This is a genomic window from Streptomyces sp. SCUT-3, assembly GCF_014083985.1.
Lineage (GTDB): Bacteria > Actinomycetota > Actinomycetes > Streptomycetales > Streptomycetaceae > Streptomyces_H > Streptomyces_H thermolineatus.
The window spans coordinates 2,580,793-2,605,434 of the sequence record NZ_CP046907.1 but is presented as its reverse complement, the minus strand read 5'-3'; the positions used below and the strand labels follow the sequence as shown (position 1 = coordinate 2,605,434).

The 24,642-nt window shown below is 70.2% G+C and carries 29 protein-coding genes and 1 riboswitch; of the genes, 14 read left to right on the top strand and 15 right to left on the bottom strand.

Annotated elements, in window-relative coordinates:
• The first annotated feature begins 290 nt into the window (after positions 1-290).
• From GQS52_RS11460 to GQS52_RS11425, 8 genes are all read left to right on the top strand, one after another.
• Positions 291-488, top strand: coding sequence for a hypothetical protein (locus GQS52_RS11460; protein ID WP_182313301.1), 198 nt, complete (start codon positions 291-293; stop codon positions 486-488).
• Between the two features lie 521 nt (positions 489-1,009).
• Positions 1,010-1,471: a hypothetical protein gene (locus GQS52_RS11455; RefSeq protein WP_182313300.1), complete on the top strand. Its 462-nt coding sequence runs from the start codon at positions 1,010-1,012 to the stop codon at positions 1,469-1,471.
• Positions 1,472-1,714: 243 nt separating this feature from the next.
• Complete coding sequence (locus GQS52_RS11450; RefSeq protein ID WP_182313299.1) at positions 1,715-3,145, top strand: DUF2786 domain-containing protein; 1,431 nt, start codon at positions 1,715-1,717, stop codon at positions 3,143-3,145.
• Between the two features lie 72 nt (positions 3,146-3,217).
• Positions 3,218-3,790: a hypothetical protein gene (locus GQS52_RS11445; RefSeq protein ID WP_182313298.1), complete on the top strand. Its 573-nt coding sequence runs from the start codon at positions 3,218-3,220 to the stop codon at positions 3,788-3,790.
• 171 nt (positions 3,791-3,961) lie between these two features.
• A complete protein-coding gene (locus GQS52_RS11440; protein WP_182313297.1) occupies positions 3,962-5,038 on the top strand; it encodes a PP2C family protein-serine/threonine phosphatase in 1,077 nt (358 codons plus the stop codon).
• 172 nt (positions 5,039-5,210) lie between these two features.
• Positions 5,211-6,764 (top strand): MFS transporter, encoded by a 1,554-nt coding sequence (locus GQS52_RS11435; RefSeq protein WP_182313296.1) that lies wholly within the window; start codon positions 5,211-5,213, stop codon positions 6,762-6,764.
• A 338-nt stretch (positions 6,765-7,102) separates the two neighbouring features.
• Positions 7,103-7,268: riboswitch (cyclic di-AMP (ydaO/yuaA leader) on the top strand.
• 36 nt (positions 7,269-7,304) lie between these two features.
• Entirely contained in the window at positions 7,305-8,258 is a 954-nt protein-coding gene (locus tag GQS52_RS11430; RefSeq protein ID WP_182316373.1) for a M23 family metallopeptidase, read from the top strand.
• A gap of 504 nt (positions 8,259-8,762) precedes the next feature.
• A complete protein-coding gene (locus tag GQS52_RS11425) occupies positions 8,763-9,173 on the top strand; it encodes a hypothetical protein (protein ID WP_182313295.1) in 411 nt (136 codons plus the stop codon).
• A 78-nt stretch (positions 9,174-9,251) separates the two neighbouring features.
• Here GQS52_RS11425 and GQS52_RS11420 read toward each other — a convergent pair whose 3' ends face one another.
• From GQS52_RS11420 to GQS52_RS11410, 3 genes are all read right to left on the bottom strand, one after another.
• Entirely contained in the window at positions 9,252-9,572 is a 321-nt protein-coding gene (locus GQS52_RS11420; protein ID WP_182313294.1) for a hypothetical protein, read from the bottom strand.
• Positions 9,573-9,714: 142 nt separating this feature from the next.
• Entirely contained in the window at positions 9,715-10,506 is a 792-nt protein-coding gene (locus tag GQS52_RS11415) for a PepSY domain-containing protein (RefSeq protein WP_182313293.1), read from the bottom strand.
• Between the two features lie 228 nt (positions 10,507-10,734).
• Positions 10,735-11,901, bottom strand: coding sequence for a MerR family transcriptional regulator (locus tag GQS52_RS11410; RefSeq protein WP_346268235.1), 1,167 nt, complete (start codon positions 11,899-11,901; stop codon positions 10,735-10,737).
• 50 nt (positions 11,902-11,951) lie between these two features.
• Between GQS52_RS11410 and GQS52_RS11405 the strand changes: the two genes are divergently transcribed.
• Positions 11,952-12,287, top strand: coding sequence for a YnfA family protein (locus GQS52_RS11405; protein WP_182313292.1), 336 nt, complete (start codon positions 11,952-11,954; stop codon positions 12,285-12,287).
• Positions 12,288-12,421: 134 nt separating this feature from the next.
• On the opposite strand, the gene GQS52_RS11400 is transcribed toward GQS52_RS11405, so the two are convergent.
• From GQS52_RS11400 to GQS52_RS11380, 5 genes are all read right to left on the bottom strand, one after another.
• Positions 12,422-12,700, bottom strand: a complete 279-nt coding sequence (locus GQS52_RS11400; protein ID WP_182313291.1) for a hypothetical protein — start codon at positions 12,698-12,700, stop codon at positions 12,422-12,424.
• A 22-nt stretch (positions 12,701-12,722) separates the two neighbouring features.
• Positions 12,723-13,847 (bottom strand): hypothetical protein, encoded by a 1,125-nt coding sequence (locus tag GQS52_RS11395; protein ID WP_182313290.1) that lies wholly within the window; start codon positions 13,845-13,847, stop codon positions 12,723-12,725.
• Between the two features lie 23 nt (positions 13,848-13,870).
• The gene (locus tag GQS52_RS11390) at positions 13,871-14,233 is read right to left on the bottom strand and encodes a hypothetical protein (protein WP_182313289.1); all 363 of its coding nucleotides are present in this window, start codon (positions 14,231-14,233) and stop codon (positions 13,871-13,873) included.
• A 314-nt stretch (positions 14,234-14,547) separates the two neighbouring features.
• On the bottom strand, positions 14,548-14,949 hold the full coding sequence (locus GQS52_RS11385; protein WP_182313288.1) for an ATP-binding protein: 402 nt from the start codon (positions 14,947-14,949) through the stop codon (positions 14,548-14,550).
• Positions 14,946-15,305, bottom strand: coding sequence for a hypothetical protein (locus GQS52_RS11380; RefSeq protein WP_182313287.1), 360 nt, complete (start codon positions 15,303-15,305; stop codon positions 14,946-14,948). The genes GQS52_RS11385 and GQS52_RS11380 overlap by 4 nt, the downstream gene beginning before the upstream one ends.
• A gap of 448 nt (positions 15,306-15,753) precedes the next feature.
• Between GQS52_RS11380 and GQS52_RS11375 the strand changes: the two genes are divergently transcribed.
• A complete protein-coding gene (locus GQS52_RS11375) occupies positions 15,754-16,989 on the top strand; it encodes a helix-turn-helix transcriptional regulator (RefSeq protein ID WP_182313286.1) in 1,236 nt (411 codons plus the stop codon).
• Between the two features lie 37 nt (positions 16,990-17,026).
• Here the strand turns inward: GQS52_RS11375 and GQS52_RS11370 are convergent, their stop codons facing one another.
• Positions 17,027-17,911: a GNAT family N-acetyltransferase gene (locus GQS52_RS11370; protein WP_182313285.1), complete on the bottom strand. Its 885-nt coding sequence runs from the start codon at positions 17,909-17,911 to the stop codon at positions 17,027-17,029.
• 157 nt (positions 17,912-18,068) lie between these two features.
• On the opposite strand from GQS52_RS11370, the gene GQS52_RS11365 reads away from it, so the two are divergent.
• Positions 18,069-18,650, top strand: a complete 582-nt coding sequence (locus tag GQS52_RS11365; protein WP_182313284.1) for a DUF4232 domain-containing protein — start codon at positions 18,069-18,071, stop codon at positions 18,648-18,650.
• Between the two features lie 82 nt (positions 18,651-18,732).
• Positions 18,733-19,266 carry an NUDIX hydrolase gene (locus GQS52_RS11360; RefSeq protein ID WP_182313283.1) on the top strand — a complete coding sequence of 178 codons (534 nt, stop codon included), beginning with the start codon at positions 18,733-18,735 and terminating at the stop codon, positions 19,264-19,266.
• Between the two features lie 63 nt (positions 19,267-19,329).
• On the opposite strand, the gene GQS52_RS11355 is transcribed toward GQS52_RS11360, so the two are convergent.
• The 3 genes from GQS52_RS11355 to GQS52_RS11345 form a co-directional block, all read right to left on the bottom strand.
• Positions 19,330-19,722, bottom strand: a complete 393-nt coding sequence (locus GQS52_RS11355) for a hypothetical protein (RefSeq protein WP_182313282.1) — start codon at positions 19,720-19,722, stop codon at positions 19,330-19,332.
• A gap of 87 nt (positions 19,723-19,809) precedes the next feature.
• Positions 19,810-20,028 (bottom strand): DUF397 domain-containing protein, encoded by a 219-nt coding sequence (locus GQS52_RS11350; RefSeq protein ID WP_182313281.1) that lies wholly within the window; start codon positions 20,026-20,028, stop codon positions 19,810-19,812.
• Positions 20,025-20,891 carry a helix-turn-helix transcriptional regulator gene (locus tag GQS52_RS11345; protein ID WP_182313280.1) on the bottom strand — a complete coding sequence of 289 codons (867 nt, stop codon included), beginning with the start codon at positions 20,889-20,891 and terminating at the stop codon, positions 20,025-20,027. The genes GQS52_RS11350 and GQS52_RS11345 overlap by 4 nt, the downstream gene beginning before the upstream one ends.
• Before the next feature lie 198 nt (positions 20,892-21,089).
• On the opposite strand from GQS52_RS11345, the gene GQS52_RS11340 reads away from it, so the two are divergent.
• Together GQS52_RS11340 and GQS52_RS11335 are read left to right on the top strand one after the other, a co-directional pair.
• A complete protein-coding gene (locus GQS52_RS11340) occupies positions 21,090-21,512 on the top strand; it encodes an ATP-binding protein (protein ID WP_220472755.1) in 423 nt (140 codons plus the stop codon).
• The gene (locus GQS52_RS11335) at positions 21,506-21,862 is read left to right on the top strand and encodes a hypothetical protein (protein ID WP_182313278.1); all 357 of its coding nucleotides are present in this window, start codon (positions 21,506-21,508) and stop codon (positions 21,860-21,862) included. The genes GQS52_RS11340 and GQS52_RS11335 overlap by 7 nt, the downstream gene beginning before the upstream one ends.
• A 29-nt stretch (positions 21,863-21,891) precedes the next feature.
• Here the strand turns inward: GQS52_RS11335 and GQS52_RS27705 are convergent, their stop codons facing one another.
• From GQS52_RS27705 to GQS52_RS11320, 3 genes are all read right to left on the bottom strand, one after another.
• The gene (locus GQS52_RS27705; protein ID WP_259370714.1) at positions 21,892-22,350 is read right to left on the bottom strand and encodes an HNH endonuclease; all 459 of its coding nucleotides are present in this window, start codon (positions 22,348-22,350) and stop codon (positions 21,892-21,894) included.
• Between the two features lie 467 nt (positions 22,351-22,817).
• Positions 22,818-23,675 carry a DUF6551 family protein gene (locus GQS52_RS11325; RefSeq protein ID WP_182313276.1) on the bottom strand — a complete coding sequence of 286 codons (858 nt, stop codon included), beginning with the start codon at positions 23,673-23,675 and terminating at the stop codon, positions 22,818-22,820.
• Between the two features lie 551 nt (positions 23,676-24,226).
• The gene (locus tag GQS52_RS11320; protein WP_182316371.1) at positions 24,227-24,607 is read right to left on the bottom strand and encodes a very short patch repair endonuclease; all 381 of its coding nucleotides are present in this window, start codon (positions 24,605-24,607) and stop codon (positions 24,227-24,229) included.
• Positions 24,608-24,642 lie beyond the last annotated feature (35 nt).

Here is a 24,642-nt window from a genome sequence, read left to right as displayed (position 1 = left end):
TACAGGAACGCCATGCCTGTGCATTTCGTACGTGTCTGCGGGGAATCCTTTCTCTTTTTTCCTTCCTCCTCGGAGGGCCCGTGTGTCGGCGTATCACCTGGCGGGGGCCGGGGGCCGGGGGCCGGGGGCCGGGGTGCGGCGGGCGGGCGGACGGGCGGACGGGCGTCCTGCGGAAGCCGGCGCAGCGGCCCGGAACCGCGCCTCCTCCACGCGGACGGCGTCCTCCTCCTCGGGAGTACGGGCAGCAGCTGTTCCGGTGCGTAGGCGCACAGGTGCGTTGTCGCAGCCGGATGTTCCTTGAGTTTTTTCACCGATCCGCGCAGCGGAATCAGCCGTTCGGCGGTCATTTTTCCGATGGCGTGGTCATCCGCGATGTGCGCCGCGCCTGCCGGTCCGAGAACGGCCGTCGCGCGGTGGATACCGATTTCCCGGGCAATCCCTTCCGGCCGTCAGGGGTGGCCGTCCGCATTCTCGCCGCCGTCCCGTGAATGGAGGCGTCGGCCGCCGGGCGGAATTCCGTGCGCGGCGCGGACCCGGCCCCGGCCCTGACGGTGTGCCGCCGGCACCGCCGACCGCGGCGGGTGTCCCCTCCTCCCCGCTCCGCGTCACCGGTTTCCCGGCCCGACAGGCCGTCCGTCTGCGGGAATCGGCCCGGGAACGCCTCGGTGCGGATGCCGTGACGAGGGGTTCGACGTGGCATTCGACGGGCTCTCAGGGCCCTTGCCCACCCTCCGGGAGGGCGAAGAACGAGGCCGGGACAAGGAAATCCGAACCCGCGGGATCGGCCCGCAACCGGCCCGAAGAGTTCCGACGCTCCGCCAGGAGGGCGGTATTCCTTCACACTTGCGAGGGGCGTGATCAGGGGCGTATAGGCAAAGAACCCCAGGTTGTGGCGGGGATTAGCTCCAAACGAGTGTAGGTGCGTATCCGTCGAAAAACGGCATCGTTAGGCATGACACCAGTCCCCAGGGACCGGAACCCAGTCCCAACCTTTCAGGGAGCAATTTCCATGAAGCGAATCGCGAAGGCCGCCGTCGTCGTCGCTGCTGTCGGCGCCTCCGTCCTCGGCACCGCCGGCGGTGCGCTCGCCAACACCGGTGACGAGGGGTCCTACTCCTCCGTCAGCGACAACGCTCGCGACCACGAGAACAAGCGCGACGAGGACAACAACCGGTACGACCGCGACAACAACCGGTACGACCGCGACAACGACCGGTACGACCGCGAGGACCACCGCTACGACCGCGAGGACCACCGGTACAGCCGCGAGGACCACAAGAACACCTACTTCAAGGAGGAGGACGGCGACAACCACATCAACGCCAACTACTGCCCGGCCGAGCCGAAGCAGGGTGGCGCCAGCCTCCTGGCCCTGCTCCCTGTCACCCTCCTGAACGACACGGGCGCGCAGACCATCTGCCAGGCCGGCAACAACAACCGCGCGGAGCAGTTCAACTTCTCCCTGCTCTGACCCGGAAGCTCCGGGCAGGGGCGCCACTTCCCGGACACGGGACCCCGCCCCCTCGGAGTCGTTGGTCCGAGGAACTCGGTCCGACCCGGGCGGCCCGGTGCACAATCTCCTTCCTTGTGCACCGGGGCCCGGGGGCCGTGCACCCTGACGAGGGGCGCCGGAGCGAAAGCTCCGGCGCCCCTCGGCGCGTTTCCCGGCGTGCTGGAGGATGGGACGGGACGGGCACCCGGTGGAGGGGACGGCATGGGCAGGGGCAGGCAGGAACCGCGGCCGCCGCGGACGGACGCGACCGGGGACGCGACGGCGGGGACGGCCGCCGGGGACGCGGTTGCGGAGAAGGCAGCGGCGGAGGCTGTGGAGACCGCGCTCCACGCGGTGCTGGGCGCCGCGGAGCAGGACCTGGAGGACGCCGTCGACTCGGCGGCCTCCCCGCTCGCCGCCGCGGGCGACCGCTGGCCGCACGTCTCCCGGGCCGTGCTCGCCCGCGCCGAGCAGCTGGTCGACGGCTGCTGGCGGCGCGGCTGGCAGCCCGCCGACCTCGTCCGCGTCGTCCGCCGCGAATTGCAGCCGGCGCACGTCAGGCTCGCCGTGGACCTCGTCGCCGCCCAGCACCGGCGGCAGCCGCTGCCCGGTCCCGGACCCCGATGGACGGCGCAGCTCGACGAACTGGAGGCCGCCGTCGGGTGGGGCGACGACGCGGAGTTCCTCGACGCGGCCGGGCGCCGCGAGTCGACCGGCCGCTTCGGAACGGCCGGCTGCGTCCTGCGGGTCCTGCGCCTGCTGGCCCGGCTCCCCGCGATCCCCCCGGTCGACGCCCCCGCCGCCCCCGGCCCCTCCGCACCCGCTTCCGGCCCCTCCGCCGGCACTGCTTCCGGCACCGCTTCCGGCGGGGGCCGGATCCCAGCCCGGATCCGGGCGCTGCTCGCCAAGGCGGAGGCCACCGAGTACGGCGAGGAGGCCGAGGCCCTGACCGCCAAGGCGCAGGAGCTGATGTCCCGCTACAGCATCTCCGAGGCGCTGCTCGCGGCCGGCGGCAGCGGCCCGCAGGAGGTCCCGGCGTCGGTCCGCATCGGGGTCGACGCGCCCTACGAGGCGGCCAAGGCGTCCCTGCTCGACGCGGTCGCCGCCGCGAACCGGTGCCGCACCGTGTGGTCCCCGGAGTTCGGCTTCTCCACGGTGGTGGGCTTCGGGACGGACCTGGAGGCGGTGGAACTGCTCCACACCTCGCTGCTGCTCCAGGCGACCACCGCGATGACCCGCGCGGTGGCGGGGCGGGAGTCCGCGCGGCGCGGGGGCGGCCGCGCCAGGACCAAGGACTACCGCCAGTCGTTCCTGATCTCCTACGCCGGGCGGATCCGGCAGCGGCTCTCCGATGCCGCCGGGCACGCCGTCCGCGACGCCGCGGCCGGAGCAGCCGGCGCGGCGGACGGCATGGAGGGCGGAGGGCCGGGCGCGTCCCTGCCCGCCGAGCGGCTCCTCCCGGTGCTCGCGGCCCGCGAGGAGGCGGTCGAGGACGCCGCCGACCGGATGTTCCCCTCCACCACCAGCCACTCCCTCAAGGGGCGCGACGCCGAGGGGTGGTCGGACGGCGCGGCCGCCGCGGACCGCGCCGAACTGCGCCGGCCGCGCCGCCCCTCCGGCCCGGCACACCCCCGTCCGGGTGCGCCCGGGTAGCCGACGCACCCGCCGCCCCTCAGCCTTGGGACGGGAAGCAACGGCACCGGGCCGACGGCGAGAGGACACGCGGTGACAGGGCAGGGGCACGAGGCGTACGCAGGCTCCGGCGGGCCGCACGGACGACCGGCCGCCGCCCCCGGCAGCCCTGCCGCCCCCGCCGCCCCGGCGGCCCCGGCGGCCCCGGCGGCCCCCGCCGCCCTCGCGGTCCTCGCGGCTCCGAGGGCGGCGACGGTACCGGCCGCGGCCCTCCTGCTCGTCCTCCTCGCCCTGTCGGCGGCCGGCTGCGGCAGTGAGGCGCCCGACCCCGGCGAGGCCGCCCGGTCGGCGACCGCCGCCGCCCAGTCCGTGCTGGACAAGGTCCGGGAGGGCACCGACGCCGGGGGCGACGTGCGGGTCGGCGGGACGGGGACCGACGAATCGGGACGCTCCACCGCGACCGTCACGGTCACCAACCGCGCCGACAAGCCCTACCGGTACAGCGTCGCGGTCGACTTCAAGGACGCGGACGGCACGGTCCACGACGCGGTGGTGGTGGCCCTCCCCGAGGTGCCGGCGGGCGGAACGGCGAAGGCCGTCGCACGGAGCAACCGCGACCTGCCGGAGGGCGTCACCGCCCGGCTGTCCCGTGCCGTCCGCTACTGAACACCGCCCCGACCCGTCCGGCCCCGCCCGTCCGGTCCCGTCCGCCGGAAGGCCGCCCGCCGGCAGGTTGTCCGCGGGCAGGCCGCCCGCCGGAAGGCCGCCCGCCGGAAGGCCGCCCGCCCGGGCGGGGACGCAACACCCGCGAGGAGAAGGAGGGGGGAGGACCGAGCCGTGAACCCTCTCACCGCCCGGTGGCGCTACAGCAGCAGCCTCCCGTGGGCCCTGATCGCGCTGGGCGCAGCCCTGGACCTGGCCACCCCGCCCGACGTGACCGCGACCCCCCTGTACACCGCCGCCCCGCTGGTCGCCGCGCCCCTCCTCTCGTGGCGCGCCACGCTGCTCACCGGCCTGGCCGCGATCGCGGCCGAGATGGTCGTGGACGCCCTGGCCCCCGGGGCCGGCGGCGCGCAGCGCCTCATGGACCTGCTCACCACGGCCGTGATCACACTCCTGGCCGTGGACGTCAACCGCATGCTGGGGCGCCACGGCGAGCGTCTGGAGTCGGTGCGCTCGGTGGCGCTGGCCGCGCAGCGGGCCGTGCTGCCGCTGCCGCCGCCGCGCCTGGGCCCGCTCACCGTGGCGGCCCGCTACGTCGCGGCCGACGCGGACGCCCGGATCGGCGGCGACCTGTACGCCGTGCAGCAGACCCCGTACGGGGTGCGGGCGCTGATCGGGGACGTCCGGGGCAAGGGCCTGGGCGCGGTCGAGGCCGTGGCGGTGGCCGTCGGGGCGTTCCGGGAGGCGGCGGAGCAGGAGGCCGGCCTGGACGGAGTGGCCCGCCGTCTGGAGAGCGCGCTGGACAGGGACATCGGCCTGCGGACGGGGGTCGAGCGCGCGGAGGGCTTCGTCACCGCCGTGCTGGCCGAGTTCCCGCCCGGCGCGCAGCAGGTGCGGCTGGTCAACCGCGGCCATCCGCCGCCGCTGCTGGTCGGGCCGGGCGGGAGGACCGTCCGGCCCGTCGAGCCGGGGCACGCCGCGCTGCCCCTGGGCATGGGCGAACTGGCGGCGGCACCGGACCGGGTGGACACCGTCGACTTCCCCCGGGGCGCGCTGCTGCTGCTCTACACCGACGGCCTCACCGAGGCCCGCAACGCCGCCGGAGATTTCTACGACCCGGTCCCCCGGCTGTCCGGGACCGCCCACGCCGGCCCCGAGGAACTGCTGGACGACCTCCTGGCCGACGTCCGCCGGCACACCGGCGGCGTCACCGAGGACGACATGGCGCTCCTCGCCGTCAGCCGCGGCTGACGGCCCGCCGGTCGGAGGGCCCCGCCGCCGCACGAGCCCGCCGCACGAGCCCGCCGCACGAGCCCGCCGGAGGGCTGCGCCGGAGGGCTGCGCCGGAGGGCTGCGCCGCATGGCCCCGCCGCCGCCGGGCAGACGCCATCCACGTCCAGCCGGAGAGCACCGAGGAGCGGCCATGAGCAGCAGCAGACAGGAGGCGGCGGGCACCGGGAGTCCGCAGGGGCCGGGGATTCCGGACGACCCGGGGTCGGGGTCGCCCGGCACCGCGACGCCCCGGCCGGCCGGCGGGCGGACCGTCACCACCGAGGTGCCGGCCCGTCTGGACCGCCTCCCCTGGTCCCGGTGGCACTGGATGATCGTCATCGGTCTCGGCACCGTCTGGATCCTCGACGGGCTCGAGGTCACCGTCGTCGGCAACATCGCCTCGCGGCTCTCCGAGGAGGGCAGCGGACTGGCCGTCAGCAGCGCCCAGGTGACGGGCATCGCCGCCGCCCTGTACGTGGCGGGGGCCTGCACGGGCGCCCTGTTCTTCGGCCGGCTGACCGACCTGTACGGGCGCAAGAAGCTGTTCCTGGTCACGCTGGCGGTCTACCTGGGGGCCACCGCCCTGACCGCGGTCTCCTTCGACGCCTGGTGGTTCTTCGTCTTCCGCTTCCTGACCGGCTTCGGCATCGGCGGCGAGTACGCGGCGATCAACTCGGCGATCGACGAGCTGATCCCCAGCAAGTACCGGGGCCGCATCGACCTGGTGATCAACGGCAGCTTCTGGCTCGGCGCGATGGGCGGTTCGCTGCTGTCCATCGTCATGCTCGACACCGACGTCTTCCCCAAGGACCTGGGCTGGCGGCTGACCTTCGCCCTCGGCGTCGTCTTCGGACTGGTCATCCTGCTGGTGCGCCGCCACGTGCCGGAGAGCCCGCGCTGGCTGTTCATCCACGGCAAGGGGGAGGAGGCCGAGGAACTGGTCTCCGAGGTCGAACGGCAGATCGAGGAGGAGAAGGGCTACCGGCTGCCCCGGCCCGGCGCCGCGATCACCATCGAGCAGCGCAAGAGCATCGGCTTCGTCACCATCGGCCGCACCGTCTTCGGCCGCTACCCCAAGCGGGCCGTGCTGGGGCTCGCGCTCTTCATCGGCCAGGCGTTCCTCTACAACGCCATCACCTTCGGCTTCGGCGCGATCCTCACCAAGTTCTTCGACGTCCCCAGCGGCAACACCGGCTACTACTTCTTCGTCATCGCCTTCGGCAACCTGCTGGGGCCGCTGCTGCTCGGCAGGTTCTTCGACACGATCGGCCGCAAGCCGATGATCTCCGGCACCTACATCGGTTCCGGGGTGCTGCTCCTGGGCACCGCGTGGCTCTTCGACGGCGGCCACCTGTCGGCCGTGACCCTGACCGCCTGCTGGTGCGCCGTGCTGTTCCTCGCCTCGGCGGGGGCGAGCAGCGCCTACCTGACCGTCAGCGAGGTCTTCCCGATGGAGACCCGGGCGATGGCCATCGCCTTCTTCTACGCCATCGGCACGGCGGCCGGCGGCATCAGCGGGCCGCTGATCTTCGCGAAGCTGACCGAGTCCGGGGTGGTGGCGGACACGGTCCTCGCGTTCCGAATCGGTGCCGTGCTGATGGTGCTGGCCGGTCTGGTCGCGGCGGTCTTCGGGGTGCGGGCGGAGCAGCGCTCCCTGGAGGACGTCGCCACGCCCCTCTCGGCGAAGGGAGGCGCCACCGCCTGACCTGCGGGGGGAGCGTTCACGGGCGGGCGGACGGCACGGCGTGCCGCCCGCCCGCGGTCGTCGGCGGGGCGTTTGCCGCCACGGTCCGTCACGGTGCACGGGGCGATGATCGTCACATCCGGATATCACGCTCAGCAACCGCGTGTCACGCCTCCGTGCATCAACTGACATCCAGTCAATTCCCAATCGAGACCTGACGTTCGACGATCCTGCACCGAAGATCCCGATCTGTCCGATGAATCCTCGGGATGATTAGCGGAACGGCTTGGAATCCGGCCCGTGCGTCTATTAACGTTCGATAACGCAGCGCGGTCGGCAACGCCGTCGAAGGGCGGCACCGTGCGCCGTCGCCGAATCACAAAGCGCCCCCACCAGGGCGCGGCGAGAACCGGGGAACCACTTTCCTTGGGGTGAATCGGGGAGCCGTAACCATCCGGCCCTCCGTAGGAGACCTTCCTGCTCCGAACCCGTCAGCTAACCCGGTAGGCGAGAAGGAAGGAAAGGAGTACGCCGGTCGTGGCGTCGAACGAGCCTGCCCAGATGTGGTCCACCGCCTCCCTGCCCGAGGCCGGCCCGGGGGGCTGGAACCCCACGGAGGAGTCCGTGGCCGCAGTGCGCGGAAAGCACCGGCTCCCCAAGCAGCGCACCATCTCCCGCGGCTCCACCGTCCTCGGCGTCGCCGCAGTCGCGGCGATGGGCGCGGGCGGCGTAGCCACCGCCCAGAGCAAGGCGTCCCTGCCCATCTCCGTCCCCGACATGTCGTCGGTCGCCTCCGCGGGCCTGGACACCCTGGTCGCCGGCGAGGACGACACCGCCGCGGCACCCGTCGCCGCCCCCCTCGCCACCACGGCCTCCTCCGACGCCGGCGAGGCCCTGCGCACCCGCATCCTCGAGCAGGCCGCCCAGCAGCAGAACGCCGCCGACAGCGCCGAGCGCGCGGCGGCGGAGGAAGCAGCGGCGGAGAAGGCCGCCAAGGAGGCGGCCGAGAAGAAGGTCCGCGAGGACGCGGCCAAGAAGGCCGCGGAGGAAGAGGCCCGGAAGAAGGCCGCCGAGGAGGCCGCGAAGAAGGCCGAGGCCGAGCGCCTGGCCAAGCTCGCCGCCAGCTTCACCAAGCCGACCTCCAACTACACCCTGACCGCCGGCTACGGCCAGGCCGGCTCCATGTGGTCCGCCGACCACACCGGCCAGGACTTCGCCGCACCCTCCGGAACCCCGGTCGTCGCCGTCCACGGCGGCGAGATCACCTCCGCGGGCTGGGCCGGCTCCTACGGCTACCGCATCATCCTGACCCTGCCGGACGGCACCGAGATCTGGTACTGCCACCTGTCCTCGATGACCAAGACCTCCGGCACGGTCTCCACCGGCGAGACCATCGGCCGCGTCGGCTCCACCGGCAACTCCACCGGCCCGCACCTCCACCTGGAGGTCCGCCCCGGCGGCGGTTCCCCCGTCGCCCCCGTGCAGTGGCTGCGCGACCACGGCGTCACCGTCTGACGCACCCCGCCCGGGCGCGCCGCGCCCGCTGATTCCCGAGTCCCGACGGCCCTGGTGACACACCCCCCGGCACCAGGGCCGTCGGTCCCGACTCCCCGTGCCGGGGCGGGCGCCCGGTCCGCTCGAGGTGCCCACAGGGGTTGCGGCCGTCCGCCCGCCCCGGCGCGGGGACCGTCCCATCCGCACGTCCCGCTCCCTCGCACGTCCCGCTCCTCCGCACGTCCTGCCGCGCCCACCGCCCGGCCCCCATGCGGGCGGTGGGTGCGGCAGGCGCCGTACGGCGGAGCGGTGGCACGGCGGAGCCGCCTGCCGGTGAGGCCGCCTGATCGAGGGGACACCCGCCCGAGGGCCGCCCGTCCGCGGGTGCGTCCACCGGCGTGCGGACGCCCACCGGCGGGGGCGTTCACCCGCAAGGGTTGTCCGCCTGTGGAAATCCGTCCGCCCGCGCAAAGTTGTCCACAGGCTGTGGGCAGGTTGTCCGAGTCGCACTCCACGCTGTCCGGCATGAGCAGAAAACGCCGCTCCCGCCCGGTTCCTGTCCTCGCCCACACTCCTGAATCCGCCTCTGCCTCCGCCCTCGAATCCGCCCTCACCCCCGACGTGGCCTCCATGGTCGGCCTGATCACGGCCGGAGCAGTGGACGCACACCTCCCCCTGCTCACCCGCACCATCCAGCAGCGCCACCGGCAGGTGCGGGAGAAGGACGCCCAACGGGCCATGGCCGCCGTACCCCTGGGTGCCCGGGTCCGCATCAACCGCACAGCCGTTCCCCAGTACCTGCGGGGCACGACCGGGACCGTCACCGGCTTCACCGGCAGGAAGGTCGAAATCCTCCTCGACCGCTCCCACGGCCGCTGCGGCTCGTGCCTGGTCAGGGTGGGGCCGCTGTCCGTCGACGTCCTCGATCCCGGCTGACGGTGCGGAACTCACGGACGGGTGTCCCCGTCCCGGCAGCGGGACGGGGACACCCGTCTGTGGTCAGAGACGCAGACCTCAGGCCTTGGCCTGGCCCTTGGCCTTGGCCGCGCCCTTGTCGTCGAAGGGCCTGAAGTCGTCGTCGAAGTAGTCGTCGTCGTCGTAGTCGTTGTCGAGGTCGACGATCTCACCGTTGGAGTCGCCGCCGTTGCAGATGCCGAACTCGGCTTCCTCCTCCAGCACCACCTGGCCGCCGTCGTCGATGCACTCCTCGGCGTCGATGTAGCGGTGGTGGCGGTCGGGGTCGCCCTGGCCCGCGGCGACGGCAGTGCCGGCGCCGAGAAGACCGGTCAGGGCGAGAGAGAGGGCCACAAGACCCAGGGGACGAGATGCACGCATGGGAACTCCCTGTTGCGGATGCGTGGATGAGACGTCCTCAGCATCACCGCGCTCCCGGACGGCCGCACGTCCCATTACTCCCACCGTGGACGTGTTGTCCCCGTGTCATCCGTCCGGCCCCCTGCGGACGGTCCCCGCCCGGTCAGTCGCGGTCGACGCTCTCGCTCAGGACGTCACCGCTGACGGCGTCGATGTCGTAGGTGGTCAGATTCCAGTCGCCGGGCGTCACCACCTCCACCTTCCAGACGGGGTTGCCGCCCCCTCGGCCTTCCTGGCCGTCGTGGCCGTCCTGGCCGTCGTGGTCCTCCCGGCCGTCGTGGTGGTCGAGCTCCGCCCCGATCACCCGGCCGCCCTTCTTCCGCCCGGTGGCGGTCTTCCCCGCCTCGTCGGGCGAGACCTCGGCCCGGGTGATCAGGTCGGTCACCTCCTTCCGGTCGTCGTCGCTCTGCCCGGGCTCCTCCTGCGACCGCAGGACGTCCCCGGAGACCGCGTCGAGGGTGACCTCGTGGACGGTGCCGTCCGGCGCGGCGACCTTCGCCTCCCACACCGGGTCCGACCCGCGCCCCCGGTCCAGCTCGATGTCGACGAGCTTGCCGCCGTCGACCTCGGCCACGGCGTCGTCGACCGCCTGCCCGTAGCCGACCTTGCTCGCGGAGACCAGCGCCTGCCGCTCGGCCCGGTCCCCGGTGAGGTTCCCGGTGGCCCCGGTCCCCCCGGGACTGCCGGGCTGCTCCGTCCGGGGCGACCCGGTGGCCGTGGCGGCCGGGGGAGAGGTGGCGGCGCCCTCGCCGCCGTCCCCGCCGTCCCCGCAGCCGCCCACCAGCACCGCCGCGGCGGCCGCGCCGCACAGCAGCCACGCCGGGCGCCCGCGGCGGAAGACGCGGACACGGCCGCGGGGCCGCGCGGGCCTGTCGTTCAGAAAGTCGAATCCCATGACAGGAACGCCTACCCCCGCCCGGCGCCCGTCCGGCTCCTCCCGCCCGCACATCACCCGGGACGGCGACGGCCCGGCGGCACTCCGGCGGCAGCCCGGCGGCAGCCCGGGCGGTGCGACGGCTCCGGCGAAGCGGGGACCGCCCCACCGTGACCGGCGGCGTGTCCGGAGCCGGGGCGGGGCGGGGCGGGGCCGTGACCGAGGCCGGAGCGGGAGCCGTCCCGGTCCTTACGGCAGCCGGACCGGCATGAGGATCGAGAACGTTCCGTCGTTGCCCGCGTCCCGGATCGCCAGCGGCGTGATGGGGCTTCCGGTCTCCAGCACCAGCTGCTCCGGTGCCCCCGCGCCGATGGCCTCCAGCAGGTACTGCCGGTTCACCGCGATCCGCGTCCCGTCGGCGGGCCCCCGACCGTCGTCGCCGGCCCCACCGTCCTCGGTGACGACGCAGACCGCGCCCCCGGGGCCGACGGAGAGCAGGACGATCTCGTGCCCCTCGTGCACCGTCCGGCACGCGCCGCCCGCCACGGCCTCGCGCAGGACGGAAGCGGGGACGTCCGTCCGGTGCGACGCCTCGATCCGGGTCAGGCGGCGGTAGTCCGGGAAGTCGCCCTCCAGGGCCGCCCCCTCCAGCCGGCGTCCGGCCGCCGCCTCCAGCACGACCCGGTCCCCGTCCAGCGTGAGCGTCACCTCCCCGCCGCCGGCCAGCAGCGCCCGGATGCCGTCGACGACCGGCACCGGCACGACCGTGCTCGCGCCGGGGCCCTCCAGGGCCGGCACCGCGGCCTGCGAGACCGCCATCCGGTACCGGTCGGTGGCCACCACGCGCAGCACCGACCCCTCCACGTCGAACAGCACCCCTCCCAGGACGGGGTGCTCGGAGTCCTCCGCGGCGGCGAAGCGCACGGCGTCCAGGGCGGCGGCGAGGTCCGCGGCACCGACGGTGAACCGGGTGGCGGCGGTGCGGGTCGTGCTGCTGCTCATGGGGCTCTCCCTCTGGTCGATCAGAGTGCGGACGGCGGAGAGCTCCCGTCGCGCGTCGGACAGGCCGTCCTCCAGGCGCCGCAGGTGCCGGTCGAGCACCCGGTGTGCCTCGCCCGACCCGGGCGGCGCCGCGAGCACCAGCCGGATCTCCGCGACCGGCAGACCCACCCGGCGCAGCCGGCACAGCAGCCGGGCGTCGGCCAGCTGATCGGTCCGGTACCAGCGGTACCCGGTCTGCGGATCCACCCACGCGGGGCAGAAGACGCCCGCCCCGTCGTAGAACCGCAGCGCACTGACCGTCAGGCCGCTCTCCCGGGCCGTCTCACCGATGCTGCGCATGTCGCTCTCCACGTCCACGGACTCTGCGGCCTCGACCGGGTCGAGGGTCAAGGCCGGGTGCCGGGAGACTGTCACGAGGCCCCGACACCCCCGCAGCTCCCTGCACCCGCCGGAAGGATCCTGCCGTGCTCGTCGCCCGTTCCGTGGCCCTGTTCGTCCTCGCCGCGCTCCTGGAGATCGGGGGCGCCTGGCTCGTCTGGCAGGGCGTCCGCGAGCACAGGGGCTGGGCCTGGATCGGCGCCGGAGTCGTGGCCCTGGGCCTGTACGGCCTGGTGGCCACGTTCCAGCACGACGAGAACTTCGGCCGGGTCCTGGCTGCGTACGGCGGGATCTTCGTCGCCGGGTCGATCGCCTGGGGCATGGTCGCCGACGGCTACCGCCCGGACCGCTTCGACGTCGTCGGCGCCCTCGTCTGCCTCGCCGGCATGGCCGTCATCATGTACGCACCCCGCAGCGGGTGAAGCTCCTTAAATCTCGTGGAGTTCAGCAGGGCCGCCCCTGAGGAAAGAAAATTCTACTACTCCCCGCCGTACAGTTTCTCAAGGATTTGGATTGCTGTTCTGCGGGTCTTCCGGTTTCCTTTCATCAAGAGCGTCTACTGGTCGAAGAGCCCTGCGGCGAGTCGTCCGGCCAGCACGACGAGGAGCGCGACGAAGGACAGGGAGATCTTCCTCCTCCTCCATCCGAGAGCAGCAAGAACAGAGGCTATCGGCCAGGATCCCAGAAGGACTGCAGTTGAGAAATCGAGACCTCCCCGAGTGGCAAAAAATATGATTCCCGCTACACCTGCCGCACCCAGAAGGCAGGTTATCCCGAAGAATAGCGCAAGTTTTGAGATGAGCCATTCATTGGGGTTTTTCTTTTGGATTTCCATTTCTCTCTCTCTGGATATCGCTTCAAACTGAAGCGTTGTCGTAGCTTCCGCCGGGCACGGGAAAGGATTTCAATCCACTCTCTGTTGCTGCCATAGAAGTTGAACCCGCGCTGTACAGGATGCTCACTCCAGCCAGAGCCAAGTCGTATGCATCCAAAAGTTTCTTGTATTGGTCCATCATGTCAAAGATTCTTTTGGCAATTACAGCGGCCCCCAAGGCAGTTCCCACTAGCCCGACTCCGGTAGTGGCTGCAGCGCTGCTTGCTGCGGCAGTGACAGCTACTTGGATCGCCATGTCACTCAGAGTGGCAGCTCCTGCCTTTACCAGTTCAGCAAGCCCGAAGATCGAACTTGCTATTTCAATATACTTGTCCCGCAAGGATTCGAAAGCAATTTGGGCTTCGTCGAGCTTGCTGGAGATGGCGTCAAAGTAATCCCATGCGACATCGGCGGAATTCCCAGACCAAGTAGAACTCAGGGTGTAGTTTCCGTGCGTCACATTCTCGGACACGTCAGCACATAGACTAGCCAGGTTGTCCCACACGTCAGCGCAGTCCAGGTAGCTTTCCCAGTCCCCTGCCACCCACTGCGACATCCCGCCCAGGATGTCTTTGCCGAAGGCAAGTTTGATCCCTTCAGCTACAAGAGCGGTGGGGCTTGTCAAGTCCATGAGTGTGCCGAACGTCTTCATGGCAGGGTTGAAATCGAATTCATCAATATGTCCTTGAATGTACCCATCGCCTCCCCCAGGAGGTTTGAGTCGATTTTCTGCGTCTGTTCTGTCCTTGAAGTCGCTTGGACTTCCTGTCCACGGATCACTGTAGGCAGGTACGCCTGATCCTTCCGGATAGGTGGCATCCAGACGTTCGGCTTGGCTGCGGTCCGTGTTTCGGTAGTAGCGCGCGGATCTTTCCAGCTCCCGACTGGATGCGGTGAGAATCTTTGAGAACTTCTTAATTACTCCTAATGCCTCCTGCACGCGGGGGCCGTGCAGACCAACAACTTTCTGCCAGATTTCACCCGAGGATGATTCGTCTACCTTTGCGTATTTACTAAGGTAGCTTTCTCCCGCCTCCATGGCCTCTGCGGCGCGTTTTACAAGTTTTCCGTAGGACTCAATATTTCCGGGTTCGACGCTAAAGTTCATGATTCCCCCGTTCGGATGAAAAACTAAAACAACGACCAATCTTTTCCGTCGTGACGCATCCTACTTTTAGGTGTGCAACTTTCTCCTGTGCTGCTTGGTTCGTTGAATTCTCGGTTCTGCTCGTCAAGGTATCTGGCTCCCTCACTTGCAAGGTTGGCTCGGTCGGAGTCGGACATCTTGTGCCAGTTCGATGCAAAGTGATCGGAGCTTTCCATGAGGCTCTCTGCGTAAGTTGGAATTTGTACCGCGGACCTGAGGCTGACGCGCCCCTGGAGGACTTCTCTAGCCATTTCCGCAAGAGTCTCCCCGGCGCCTCCGGAGGCCAGTTGCTCAAGAGATCTCTTCAGAACTTTGGCGTTGGCTGGGTCTTTGGCGATGTCGATCATTTCCTTATCACTGGGAGAGCTTTCGAATTGATCTGCATCAAATTTATTTGTCACTTTGCCTGGCCTCCCTTGCTGGGTTTCCCGGTCGAGCGAAATTGACTACTGACCTTCTGGTGTACGGTGTCGCGCGGTTTAATCACAACTAAATGACCCGTTTTTCGGTTCCATATTATTCTGCGTAAATTTAACCTGATTTGCATGGTACGAATCCATGGGTGACGCCACTCCTGGTAGTCAATCAGATCCTTTGCGTGTTTGGGTATTCGGCATCCGAGACTGTGGGCAAGGAGCGTTGATCGGGTGCGGGCTCAGCCTCAGGAGCTCCGGACGAGGACCCACACGGACTTGCCGGTCCGGCGCTGCTCGACACCCCAGGCGTCGACCGAGTGGGTGAGCAGGAACAGTCCCCGACCGCTCTCGCTGTCCCAGCTCGGCTCCCGGACCACCGGCAGCCGCGGGTCCTCGTCGGCGACGGCGATGCGCACCCCGTCCCGGACCGGCTGGAGGTGCAGCGTGCAGTCCGGGGCGGCGGCGTGCCGGGCGACGTTGGTCACCAGCTCGGTCACCGCCAGCTGCGCCCGGCCGGTGACGTCGTCCCCGAACCCCCACCGCTCCAGGAGCACGCCGGCCAGGCGGCGGGCGGTGCCGACGGTGCCGGGCCGGGCGGCGAAGGCCATCACGAACCCCGCGGGCTCGACCCGCAGCGAGGCGATCACGGCGCCTGCCCGACTGCCCGCGCGGACCGGCCCGGGTCCGTGCAGCGGGTGAACTGCACGAACACGCCGTGGTCGTCGAGCCGGCCGACGGCCCGGGCCCGCTCGTCCGGGTCGGTGGCGAGCGCCTCGGGCCAGGGGCTGACGACCCCGCGGATCCGGCGCCGCCCGGCCAGGGCGAGCACCTGCCGCCACCGGAGCCGGTCCGCGAGCGGGCTCCTCGGGCAGGGGTCGGTGAACTCGCCCACGACCTCCCAGCCCATGGCGGTCACGAACTCCCCGGCCGCCCGCAGCGCTTCGCCCGCGCTGCCCGCGCCGTGCGTACGGCCTGCGTCGTCCGCACCGTTCGCGTCGTCCACGCCGTCCGTGTTGTCTGCATGGTCCGTGCCGCCGCCGGTGCAGGCATAGAGCGCGACGGGGAGCCGTCCGGCTCCGCCGGCGGCGGCGTCGGCGATGCTGCTGCGACGCGCGGCCTGCAGGGCACTGCGGCGGCGTACGGGCAGTGGGGGCAGTGGTGTTGGGGAATCGGTTTCCGTCGTCACAGTCCCCAAAGTGACAGGGTGATTACCGAAAGTGAATGTCCGGTGGGTGGCATTTCGGTGGTCTGTGGTCGCCGCCGACGGCAGCGGGGCGGAGACCGTCCCGGCGGGGCCGGCGCGGTGCGCGCGGGGAGCGGGCGCAGGGATGCCGCGGCGGTGGAAGTCCCACGGAACGTAGGAGATTGCCCCCCGGAGGGCGGTTCCGGTTGATACGGGTTCAGGAGCGGGGTGATCCTGAACGGACGGACAAGCAGGGGCGGGTGAACTCATGTCGCACGAACTGGCCGCCAACGTCAGGAACTACAGGCGCCGTGCCGGTCTGACCCAGGAGGGCCTGGCGGCGGCGTCCGGGCTGTCGCCGAGCGTGGTGTGCAAGGTCGAGCAGGGCGGCGAGGTGCGGGTGGAGACCCTGCACGCCCTGGCCCGCGGGCTGGGAGTGTCGACGTCCTCCCTCTTCACCACGGAGGCCCTGGACCCGGTCGTCGGCAACGAGGCCAACCAGCGCTACCTGGTGGAACTGCGCCGGGCCCTGATGCCGCCCGTCGGCCTGTCCGGGGCCGTGACGGAGGAGGCGGAACCCCCGGACCTGGCGGCGGTGCAGCGGGAGATCAACGACGGGCACCTGCTCTACCAGGCAGACTGCTACGACAGTGTGGCCAAGAAGCTCCCGGGCATCCTGCGTGCCACGGAGGCCGCGACGACCTTGTTCGAAGGCGGGGAAAGAGAGCGTGCGGGGGAGGTCCGAGCACAGGCACTCCTGCTGGCGGGCAAGTACCTCACCCAGGTGCGTCAGTACGACTTGGCCTACCACGCCCTCGCCGAGGAGATCCGGATCTCGAGGGAGGCCGGCAGGACGCTGGCAGCGGCCAACGGAGTGGCCGGCCTGTGCTGGCTCTTCCTGCGGCAGAACCGCTTCGACGAGGCCGAGAAGCTGGCAGCGGCCACCGCGTCCGAGATCGAGCCCAGGTTCTCCACGGCCACCCCGGCCCAACTCGCGGCATGGGGGGAGCTGTCCATGCAGATCGCTGCCGTCGCCGTGCGGAACAACCGTCCGGACACGGCCCGGGAAGCCCGGCGCATGGCGAGTACGGCGGGCAGCGCCCTGGGAACGGAACACACCGACTACGAGAACCAGTGGGCCACCTTCGGGCCCGCGACGGCGGAGATCAAGGCGGTGGAGGACCTGTCCGTCCTCGGTGACGCCCACGGTGTGCTGCAGCGCTCCGACGAGGGACTGCTGAGCACGGCGGCACTGCGCGCATCCGGCCGTCCCAGTCCGAACAACTGGAACCGTCACCGTCTCGACGTGGCCAAGGCGCACGCCGCGCTCGGCTCCCACCAGGAGGCGATGGACGAGCTGACCGCCCTGCGCCGGACCTCCCCGGAATGGCTGAAGCACCAGACCATGGCGCGCCACGTGATGACGGACATCCTCCGCAGGCGGAAGCGCACGCTGACCGGTGAAATGCGGGAGATGGCCACACACCTCGGCGTCGTCGGCTGACGGCGCCATCCCGGCGCCGGACGCCGGGAGGGCGGGCTCAGCCCAGGGCCACCGAGTACGGGGCGAAGCGTCGGCCGATGTCGCCGGGGAGGTCGTCGGCCGAGCGGATCATGAGGGAGCAGCGATAGTCGCCGTCGAGGCCGTGGGCGCGCAGCCAGTCGTGGAGCTCCTCGTGGCGCGTGTCCACGTCGAAGCGGACGGGGCCCTCGGTGCGGGTGCACAGGTCGGCGGTCAGCGCCCGGGCGGTCGCGAGGTCGTCGGCGACGACGGGCCCGACGACGGTGACCGTCGGGTTGGGCCAGGCCGCCGCGAACCCGGTGAGGTCGCCCGCACTGTTCTCGGCCACGACGAAGCGGCTCGCGAAGGAGGGGAGCCGGGTCAGCAGTTCGGTGCGGTCGGTGCCGAAGGCGACGGCGTCCAGGGCGAGCACGGTCGGCAGGTCGGTGGCCGTCGCGGCCCGCACCGAGGTGCCGGACGGCGGCGGGTGCTCCCCGGTGAAGGTGCCACTGAGGAGGACGAGGGAGCCGACGTCCCGGAAGCCGAGCTCCTCGTACAGGGGCCGGCCGCTGGGGGTGGCGGTCAGGAACGGCACCGCGCTGCCGGACTCGGCGATCGCGTGCCGCATCATCCTGCGGCCCAGTCCCTGCCGGGCGCGGCGCTCGGCGACCAGCACCATGCTGACGCAGGTGTACTCGGCGGAGCCGTCCGGGCGGGCGCCGTACGGGGTGAGCACGAAGGCGGCGAGCAGGCCGCCCGGGCGGTCGGGCGCGTCGATGCCGTACCCCTGCCCGACGGACAGCAGCAGCCGCCACTTGTGCTCCTCGCGCTGCCAGCCGCGGTCCTCGGCCAGGTCCAGGCAGGCGGGCAGGTCGTCGAGGGTGAGCCGGCGGACGGGCAGCTCTGCGGGTGAAGGTTCGGTCACGAAGGGGCAGCCTGCCCGAGGACCACCCCCGCGGGCCACCGGTTTTCGGCCGTCGACCGACGGCGGCCTCCCCGGCGGGCGGGTCCGGCGGGGAGGCCGCCGGGCGGGTCCGGCGGGCGGATCCGGCGGGGAGGCTGCCACGTGGAACGATCGGCGGATGAACACGACACCGGCCGGAACACGCCGCCCGTCCCTCCCCGCCACGGGCTTACTGCTCACGGCGCTCGGCCTCCTCACAGCCTGTACCACCGCGCCCCCGCACCGGCCGTCCCCCGCACCCTCCCGCACCTCCCCGTCCGCCTCCGCCTGCCCCGAGTCGGGTCTCACCGTCCGGGAGGGGCAGATCGACGCCGTGATGGGACTGCGGGTGCTGACCGTCGAACTGCACAACTGCGGCACCCGCCCCCGCACCGTCAACGGCTACCCGGACGTCCGCGTCCTCGACGACGACCGGGAGCCCCTCGACGTCGAGACCGTCCACGGCCTGTCGTCCGTCGCCACCCTCGACGAGGTCGACACCGCCCCGGAACCGGTGGGGCTGGAGCCCGGCGAGAAGGCGGTGGCGCGCCTGGCGTGGAAGAACAGAGTGACGGACTCGACGGTGCCCGCCACCGACGGCAGCTACCTGGACATCGCCCCGACGGAGGGGGAGGACCGGCAGACGGTGGAGATCCTCGTCGACCTCGGCACCACGGGCCGGCTGGGCACCAGCGCCTGGGGCCGGCCGTCCGAGGAGTGACGGCGGATCCCGCGAGCCGGCGGAACCTCCGCAACCGCCGCAACCGGCACGTACGGTGGTGGAATTCCCTATGGTGCTGTGGATGGCGACGAAGTACCTCTGGCACGGAGGGCGGGCGGTCCCCCCGGGGACGGCGGTCCGCCAGGTGTACGCCTGGATCGTCGACGGGCAGGGCCGGGTTCTGCTCCTCGGCACAGGAGGCGGCCGGTTCAACCTGCCGGGCGGGACACCCGAGCCGCACGACGCCGACTGGCGCGCCACGCTGCACCGGGAAGTGTGGGAGGAGGCCGACGCCATCGTCCGCGACCTGGTACCGCTCGGTTACCAGGAGGTGCAGTGCGACGGCGCCCCTCCGTTCGTACAGATGCGGGTCGCAGCCCGACCGGACCGCCTGCACCTGCCCACCCCCGACCCGGACGGCGGCCGGGTGTACACCCGCCACTGGGTACCGCTGGGCCGGGCCGCCGGACGGCTGGCTTGGGGCGCTCCCGGACGCGCACAGGAGGCGGCCGCCGCCCGTGTGGCGGCCGAGGTCTACGGCATCCGGGCTGCCGCCGCGGCTGCCGCCGCCCTGGGGGATGGCGTCCCGGGCGGCCCGGTCGTGCAGTGGGCATGAGCGGATGAAGCGCGCAGCCGACGCCGAGGCCGCCGCACTTCACGCGTCCGGCGGCCTCGACGCTCACTGAGCGGACTCGCAAGGGTCGCAGGAGCGGAAGCGGCGGAGCAGCTCCCGGGCGGGAGGACTGTCGGCGTCGAAGGTCCGGATACCGCGCATGCCCGCGGGGACGCTGGGACCCGTGAAGAGCGCGCCGTTGCAGGAGAAGCAGAAAACTGCCTCGAAGAGGACATCGGTGTTGCCGTGCGCGCGGACGCCGTACCTGGGGGTGAAGCAGCGGTACCGCTCGCCGTCGGGCAGGTCGGCGATCAGGCCGAGTACCTGCTCCGCCTCGCCCTCCACCCAGACCGCCAGCTCCTCGCCGACCACCGTCTCCGGGAACGGTCGGCCCGGTGCGCGGGCGAGGCGGACCGCCTCGACGAGGAGGACCTGATCGGCGTCGACGGGAAGCAGCATGCGCCCAGGATGGCCGGTCGCTGGCCGATCAGTCCTCTGGTTTGCCGCCCCTCGGCGAGGTGCGGGAGGACTGCCGGTTCACTGCCGTCAGGGAAGGCGGAGCTCGCCCTGCTCGACGCCTGCGGTGAAGGCCCGGTAGTCGTCCTGCGAGATGATCAGGACGGACGCCTCGGGGTGGCCTGCGTCCTTGGAGTCGCGAAGTGCCACGACGCCGTCTATGAAGGCGACTTCGAGGCAGTTGTCCCCACCGTTGCTGAGGCTGCTCTTGGCCCACTCGGCGCCGCTGAGGTTGACCTTCTTGATCATCTCTGCTGGTCCTTGATCAGGTTGTGGATGAGTGCTGCGGACTGCTCGTCGTCGAGGGATTCCGCCCGGAGGTGGTTGAAGCCGGTCTCGTACCGCTCGACGTCAGCATCGTCCTCCAGATACAGGGACGTTGTCATCGGCTCGACCACCGCGATGGGCGGGCCGGCCTCGAAGCGCATGATGGTGAAGGGACCGTCCATGCCGGCGTGCGCACCCTTGCGGAAGGGGAGCACCTGGATGGCGACGTGCGGCAGGGACTCCGCTGCCTCCAGGAGCCGTTGGAGCTGGCGGCGCATGATCGCAGGGCCTCCGACCTGGCGGTGCAATGCCGCCTCGTCCAGGATGCACCACAGACCCAGGGGCTTCTCGCGGACGAGCGCCTGCTGTCGCACCATCCGCAACTCGACGAAACTGCGGATCTCTTTGGAGGTGCTCCACTTGCGACTGCCTGCGACGACGGCGTGGGCGTACTCCTCGGTCTGCAGCAGGCCGGGGACGAGGTAGCTGAAGGACTCGGCGCGCAGGGCGAGTTCTTCCAAGTGGATGTACTCGGCGAACGGGTCGCGCACCGACTCCCGGTACGCGGCCAGGAGGCTGGTCTGCTTCCCCGAGGCTGCGAGCAGCGCCAGGCGCCGTATCTCCGAGCACGCCTCCGGGTCCGTGATGCCGTAGACCTCGAGGAAGCCCGGAACGGACACGGGCGGGACCCGTTGCCTACCGTTCTCGATCTTGCTCAACGCGGACGCGCCCGACAGGCCGAGACGCTCCGACGCCTCGACCAGGCTCAGCCCGGCGCGCTTGCGGAGAGAGCGCAGTTCAAGCCCCAACCTCCTTCTGAAGAGGTTGGGTTGTGCGTCGGCCATGACGTTCTCACCTCCGGTGTGATCAAGCAGGGTACAGGGGGCGGCAAGGGAGGCATATGCCAATATCTGCGACTAGAAAATTTTCTCATCAGGAAATTTGCGAACTGGTCCGGATGCGGAACATGATGACTTGTCACCGAGAGTGCCCATGCGGATGCGAGGCGCTCCGAGAGCAATGTGTTCAGCCCGGGAGGCCTCATGGGAGTCGCGGCACTGGCAACGGGGCACAGGTTCGAACTGGATCTGCCCTCCGTCACGCCCACAATCGTCGCCGGAACGCGTCGCGTCGTCAGGACGATGCTGTCCTTCTGGGCGCTGCCCGGCCCTGCGGTCGACGCCGCTGCGCAGGTGGTCACCGAGCTGGTGACCAACGTCTACGAGCACACCGAGGAACGTGCCTGCTCTTTGTGGCTGGGGACGCTCGGCGAAGTGCTCCGCGTCGAGGTACAGGACGCGGGAAGAGGTGCACCGCTGCGCCGCATCGGCCTCCCGGATGACGCGACCGGAGGGCGGGGACTTCTCCTGGTGCAGGCGCTGTCGACAGCCTGGGGAGTGGAGCGGCTGCCCTTCGGCAAGGTCGTCTGGAGCGAGATGCGGGCGTCGGCAGAAGTGGCATGCTGACGAAGATCGGCTTCTGGTGCGAGAACATCGCCCTCACGGCAGGTGAAGACCCGTTCCTGCTCGACACCTACCTCGGCCCCACTCCGAGCTCTGCCGTCCGGTGGATGTGGGAGCGGGCGCGCCGGTCAGCTCCGCAGCTCGCCCCGGCTCCCGCAGAGGAAGTGGCCTGCTGGCTCGCTGCTGATGGTGAGCATCGGCGAGCCGTACAGGTGCTGGAGTACGGCAGTGTCTACCTCTACGGAGTCTTGGACGATGAGGTGCACTACCTGTTCTCGGCGCGCCCGGTGCACGTAACGACGGCCCATCTCGATGCCCTCATGACTGGGGTGCAGCCCTTGAGGTTCACGTAAATTCGGCGCAGGGCCAGGCGGGATACACCTCAGGAGGTGGTGCCGCTGTCCACTGCATCGAAGCCGAGCATCAATTCCCTCAGCTCGGCGGGGGTCCGCCACGGCTCACTGGTGCCGCCGCTGCGGTGGCACATGCGGTGGCAGTTGGAGCAGAGGAGCGCGAGGTCGGCGAGCGAGGTGACGGTCTCCCCGGATGCATAGAGGGGAGTGACGTGGTGCACCTCGATGTAGCCCTTGCCGAGGGGGCCGTAGGTCCTACCGAAGTGGAAGGCGCAGACCTCGCACTCCAGCGGTCTGCCGGCTGCGAGAACAGTGTTGATCTTTCGCTGGCGCAGTCGGGCGTCACGCTCCCGCCGCTGGTGCAGACGCAGGAGGATCCGCCCCTCGCGCACGGCCGCCTCGTCGTCCAGGGCGTCGTGTTGGAGGTCCAAGGCGTCGAGCTGCCCTGCGGCTGCGGCCTCGCGTATGCGCTCGGCGGTGGCGTGCATCTCGTCGGGACGGGCGAGGAAAGCATCGAGAACTTCCTGCTCCAGCTTTCCGCCGCGAGTTTGCTTGCCTGTGTAGTCCCGGTGCCTGGAGGCGAGGTCGGCAGTCTTCCTGCTGACGCTGTTGACAGAGCGGAACGTTTCGTCTGCGAGGTCCACGTCGTGGAGACGGAGAGAGCGCAGGATCCGTGACAACTGTCTGACAGGTTCGTGGGTTTGGCGCAGCTCGTGCCAGCCGTTGCGGGCGACCAAGTCGCAGGCGAGAATCAGCTCATCACGTGTCCACGGTGGTATACGCATGATTCATATCGTATGACTATTTTTCAGGGTGTCGTGAAGCCTTCACGTCGGAGTGCGCGTGCTTGCCGAGGACGGCGCCTTCCCGGCCGCCCGTGCTCTCGGCGCGGGCAGCCGGGAGCACGGGCCCACCGGCAGTTCAGCTAGCGGCCACCGATGTGATGTGCCCAGGGCTACTCGAAAATATTCGGGACGGGAATGCGGTTGACACGACGGCTTGCGTTCCAGGCGGAAGCAACCGCCAAGTGAGCGGCCTTGAGGCGCCCCCTGGTCCCGTCGGCTCGGGTGTTGTTGTTGGTGGCGATGGTCTGGATCTTCGCTTTGAAGGAGAGGGGGTCACCTTGGCGCTTGAGCTTCTGCGCCAGCTCCTCGGGCTTGATCACATCAGGGTGCCTTGAGATCACGATGGCGATACCTCCGAGGGTGACGGAGTGCCAGGTATCGGGAGTGCGGCCCCAAGCGCTCTCGGCAATGGCGAGCGACTGGTCCAAAACATCGGGGCCGTACTCCTCGACAATGCTGAGGATTCCCTTGATGCCCCTCACGCCATTGGTGGTGCGGCTGCCAACCTTGAGCTGGTGCTTCTCCAGAACGGTATTGGTGTCCACGAAGAGCGGGTGCCCAGCCAGTACGCCGATTCTGAACTCGTCGTTCGGGCCGACCTTCGAGGACTCCTTGTTCTTGATGATGAACAGGGACGCCTCGTGGGCCATCGACAGGTTCGAATGGACCTCGCAGGCAATGGTCTGAATGGCCTCGTGGACCTGGGTCGATGCCGTGACCTTTCCGGCCAGGATGAGCTGGCAGGCGTAGACGCGGTGCATTCCGTCAACCGCGTACAGACCATCTTCGCGCTGCGAGAGGATCGGTGTCCCGAGCGCGGTGGGAACCAGCTTCTCGGCGATAGCCTGCGCACGCGACTTGTTGAGATTGCGCTGGGCGCGAGGGTCGAACTTGATAGATCTCGGATCCACCTGGACGTACTCGATCGGGTGGTCCGGGATGCCATAGCTGTAATCCTTGCCCGACATGGGCCTCTCCTTGTGTGTCAGCATCCCAACGGGGGTGACGGCGACACGTGTCAGCTCCCGGATGCGGGAGACGGCGACTTAGTGATGATCAGACTACTGACAACTAGGCACTTTATGTGGTGAGTTCGTTGACTTCGTGCCAAGGTCGTGCCATGGGCGGCAGGGAGCCATGGGGGCGTCGCAGCGGGTGTGCGCCGGGTTCCGTCGCTCTGGGTTGGGTGGTGTTCTTGGGAGGTGAATGAACGGCTGGTCAGTCGAAGCTCGGTTGTTATGGAGGGGGCGAAATCGAAGAGTTCTTCCTGTGTTACGTGTCGCTGTGACTGGTTGGCTCGCGGGGTCTTGCATGCGACAGGATTTTGTCCAGTGTCAGTACTGGAGCGAAGTCTGTCCGCTCCAGCCTCAGCGTCTCCTCGCTTGGTCCTGCGTGCAGCTTGATGCCGGTGAAACGGTTACCCATTCCGTACATGGTGTCTTCCGCCCTTGGCTCGCGGCGCACCCGCTCGTACTGACTCACCGTCATGGTACAGGTAGTGAAAACACAGTTGAAGTCTCTACGGGGAGTTTTTCCTGTTCACCGTTGCTCGGACCTCCTCCGCGACCGAGGCCGGGTCGGCGTGCTCCCAGAAGCGGAGGACGGTCCAGCCGAGGGACCGCAGGTGCTCGGTGGTCTCCAGGTCGCGGGCCATGTTGCGGTCGAGCTTGGTGCGCCACCACTCGGCGTTGGACTTGGGGCGGGTGGCGTGCTGGGGACATCCGTGCCAGAAGCAGCCGTCGAGGAACACCGCGACCTTGGCCCTGCTGAAGACGATGTCGATCGTCCGCCTCCGCATGCCGGGCACGGGAACGTTGACCCGGTAGCGCATGCCCGCCGCGTGCAGGAGACGGCGGACCGCGATCTCGGGAGCGGTGTCGCGGGAGACCTGGCGGCTCATCCTGGCGGAGACACCGGGCGAGGACGGGACGACCG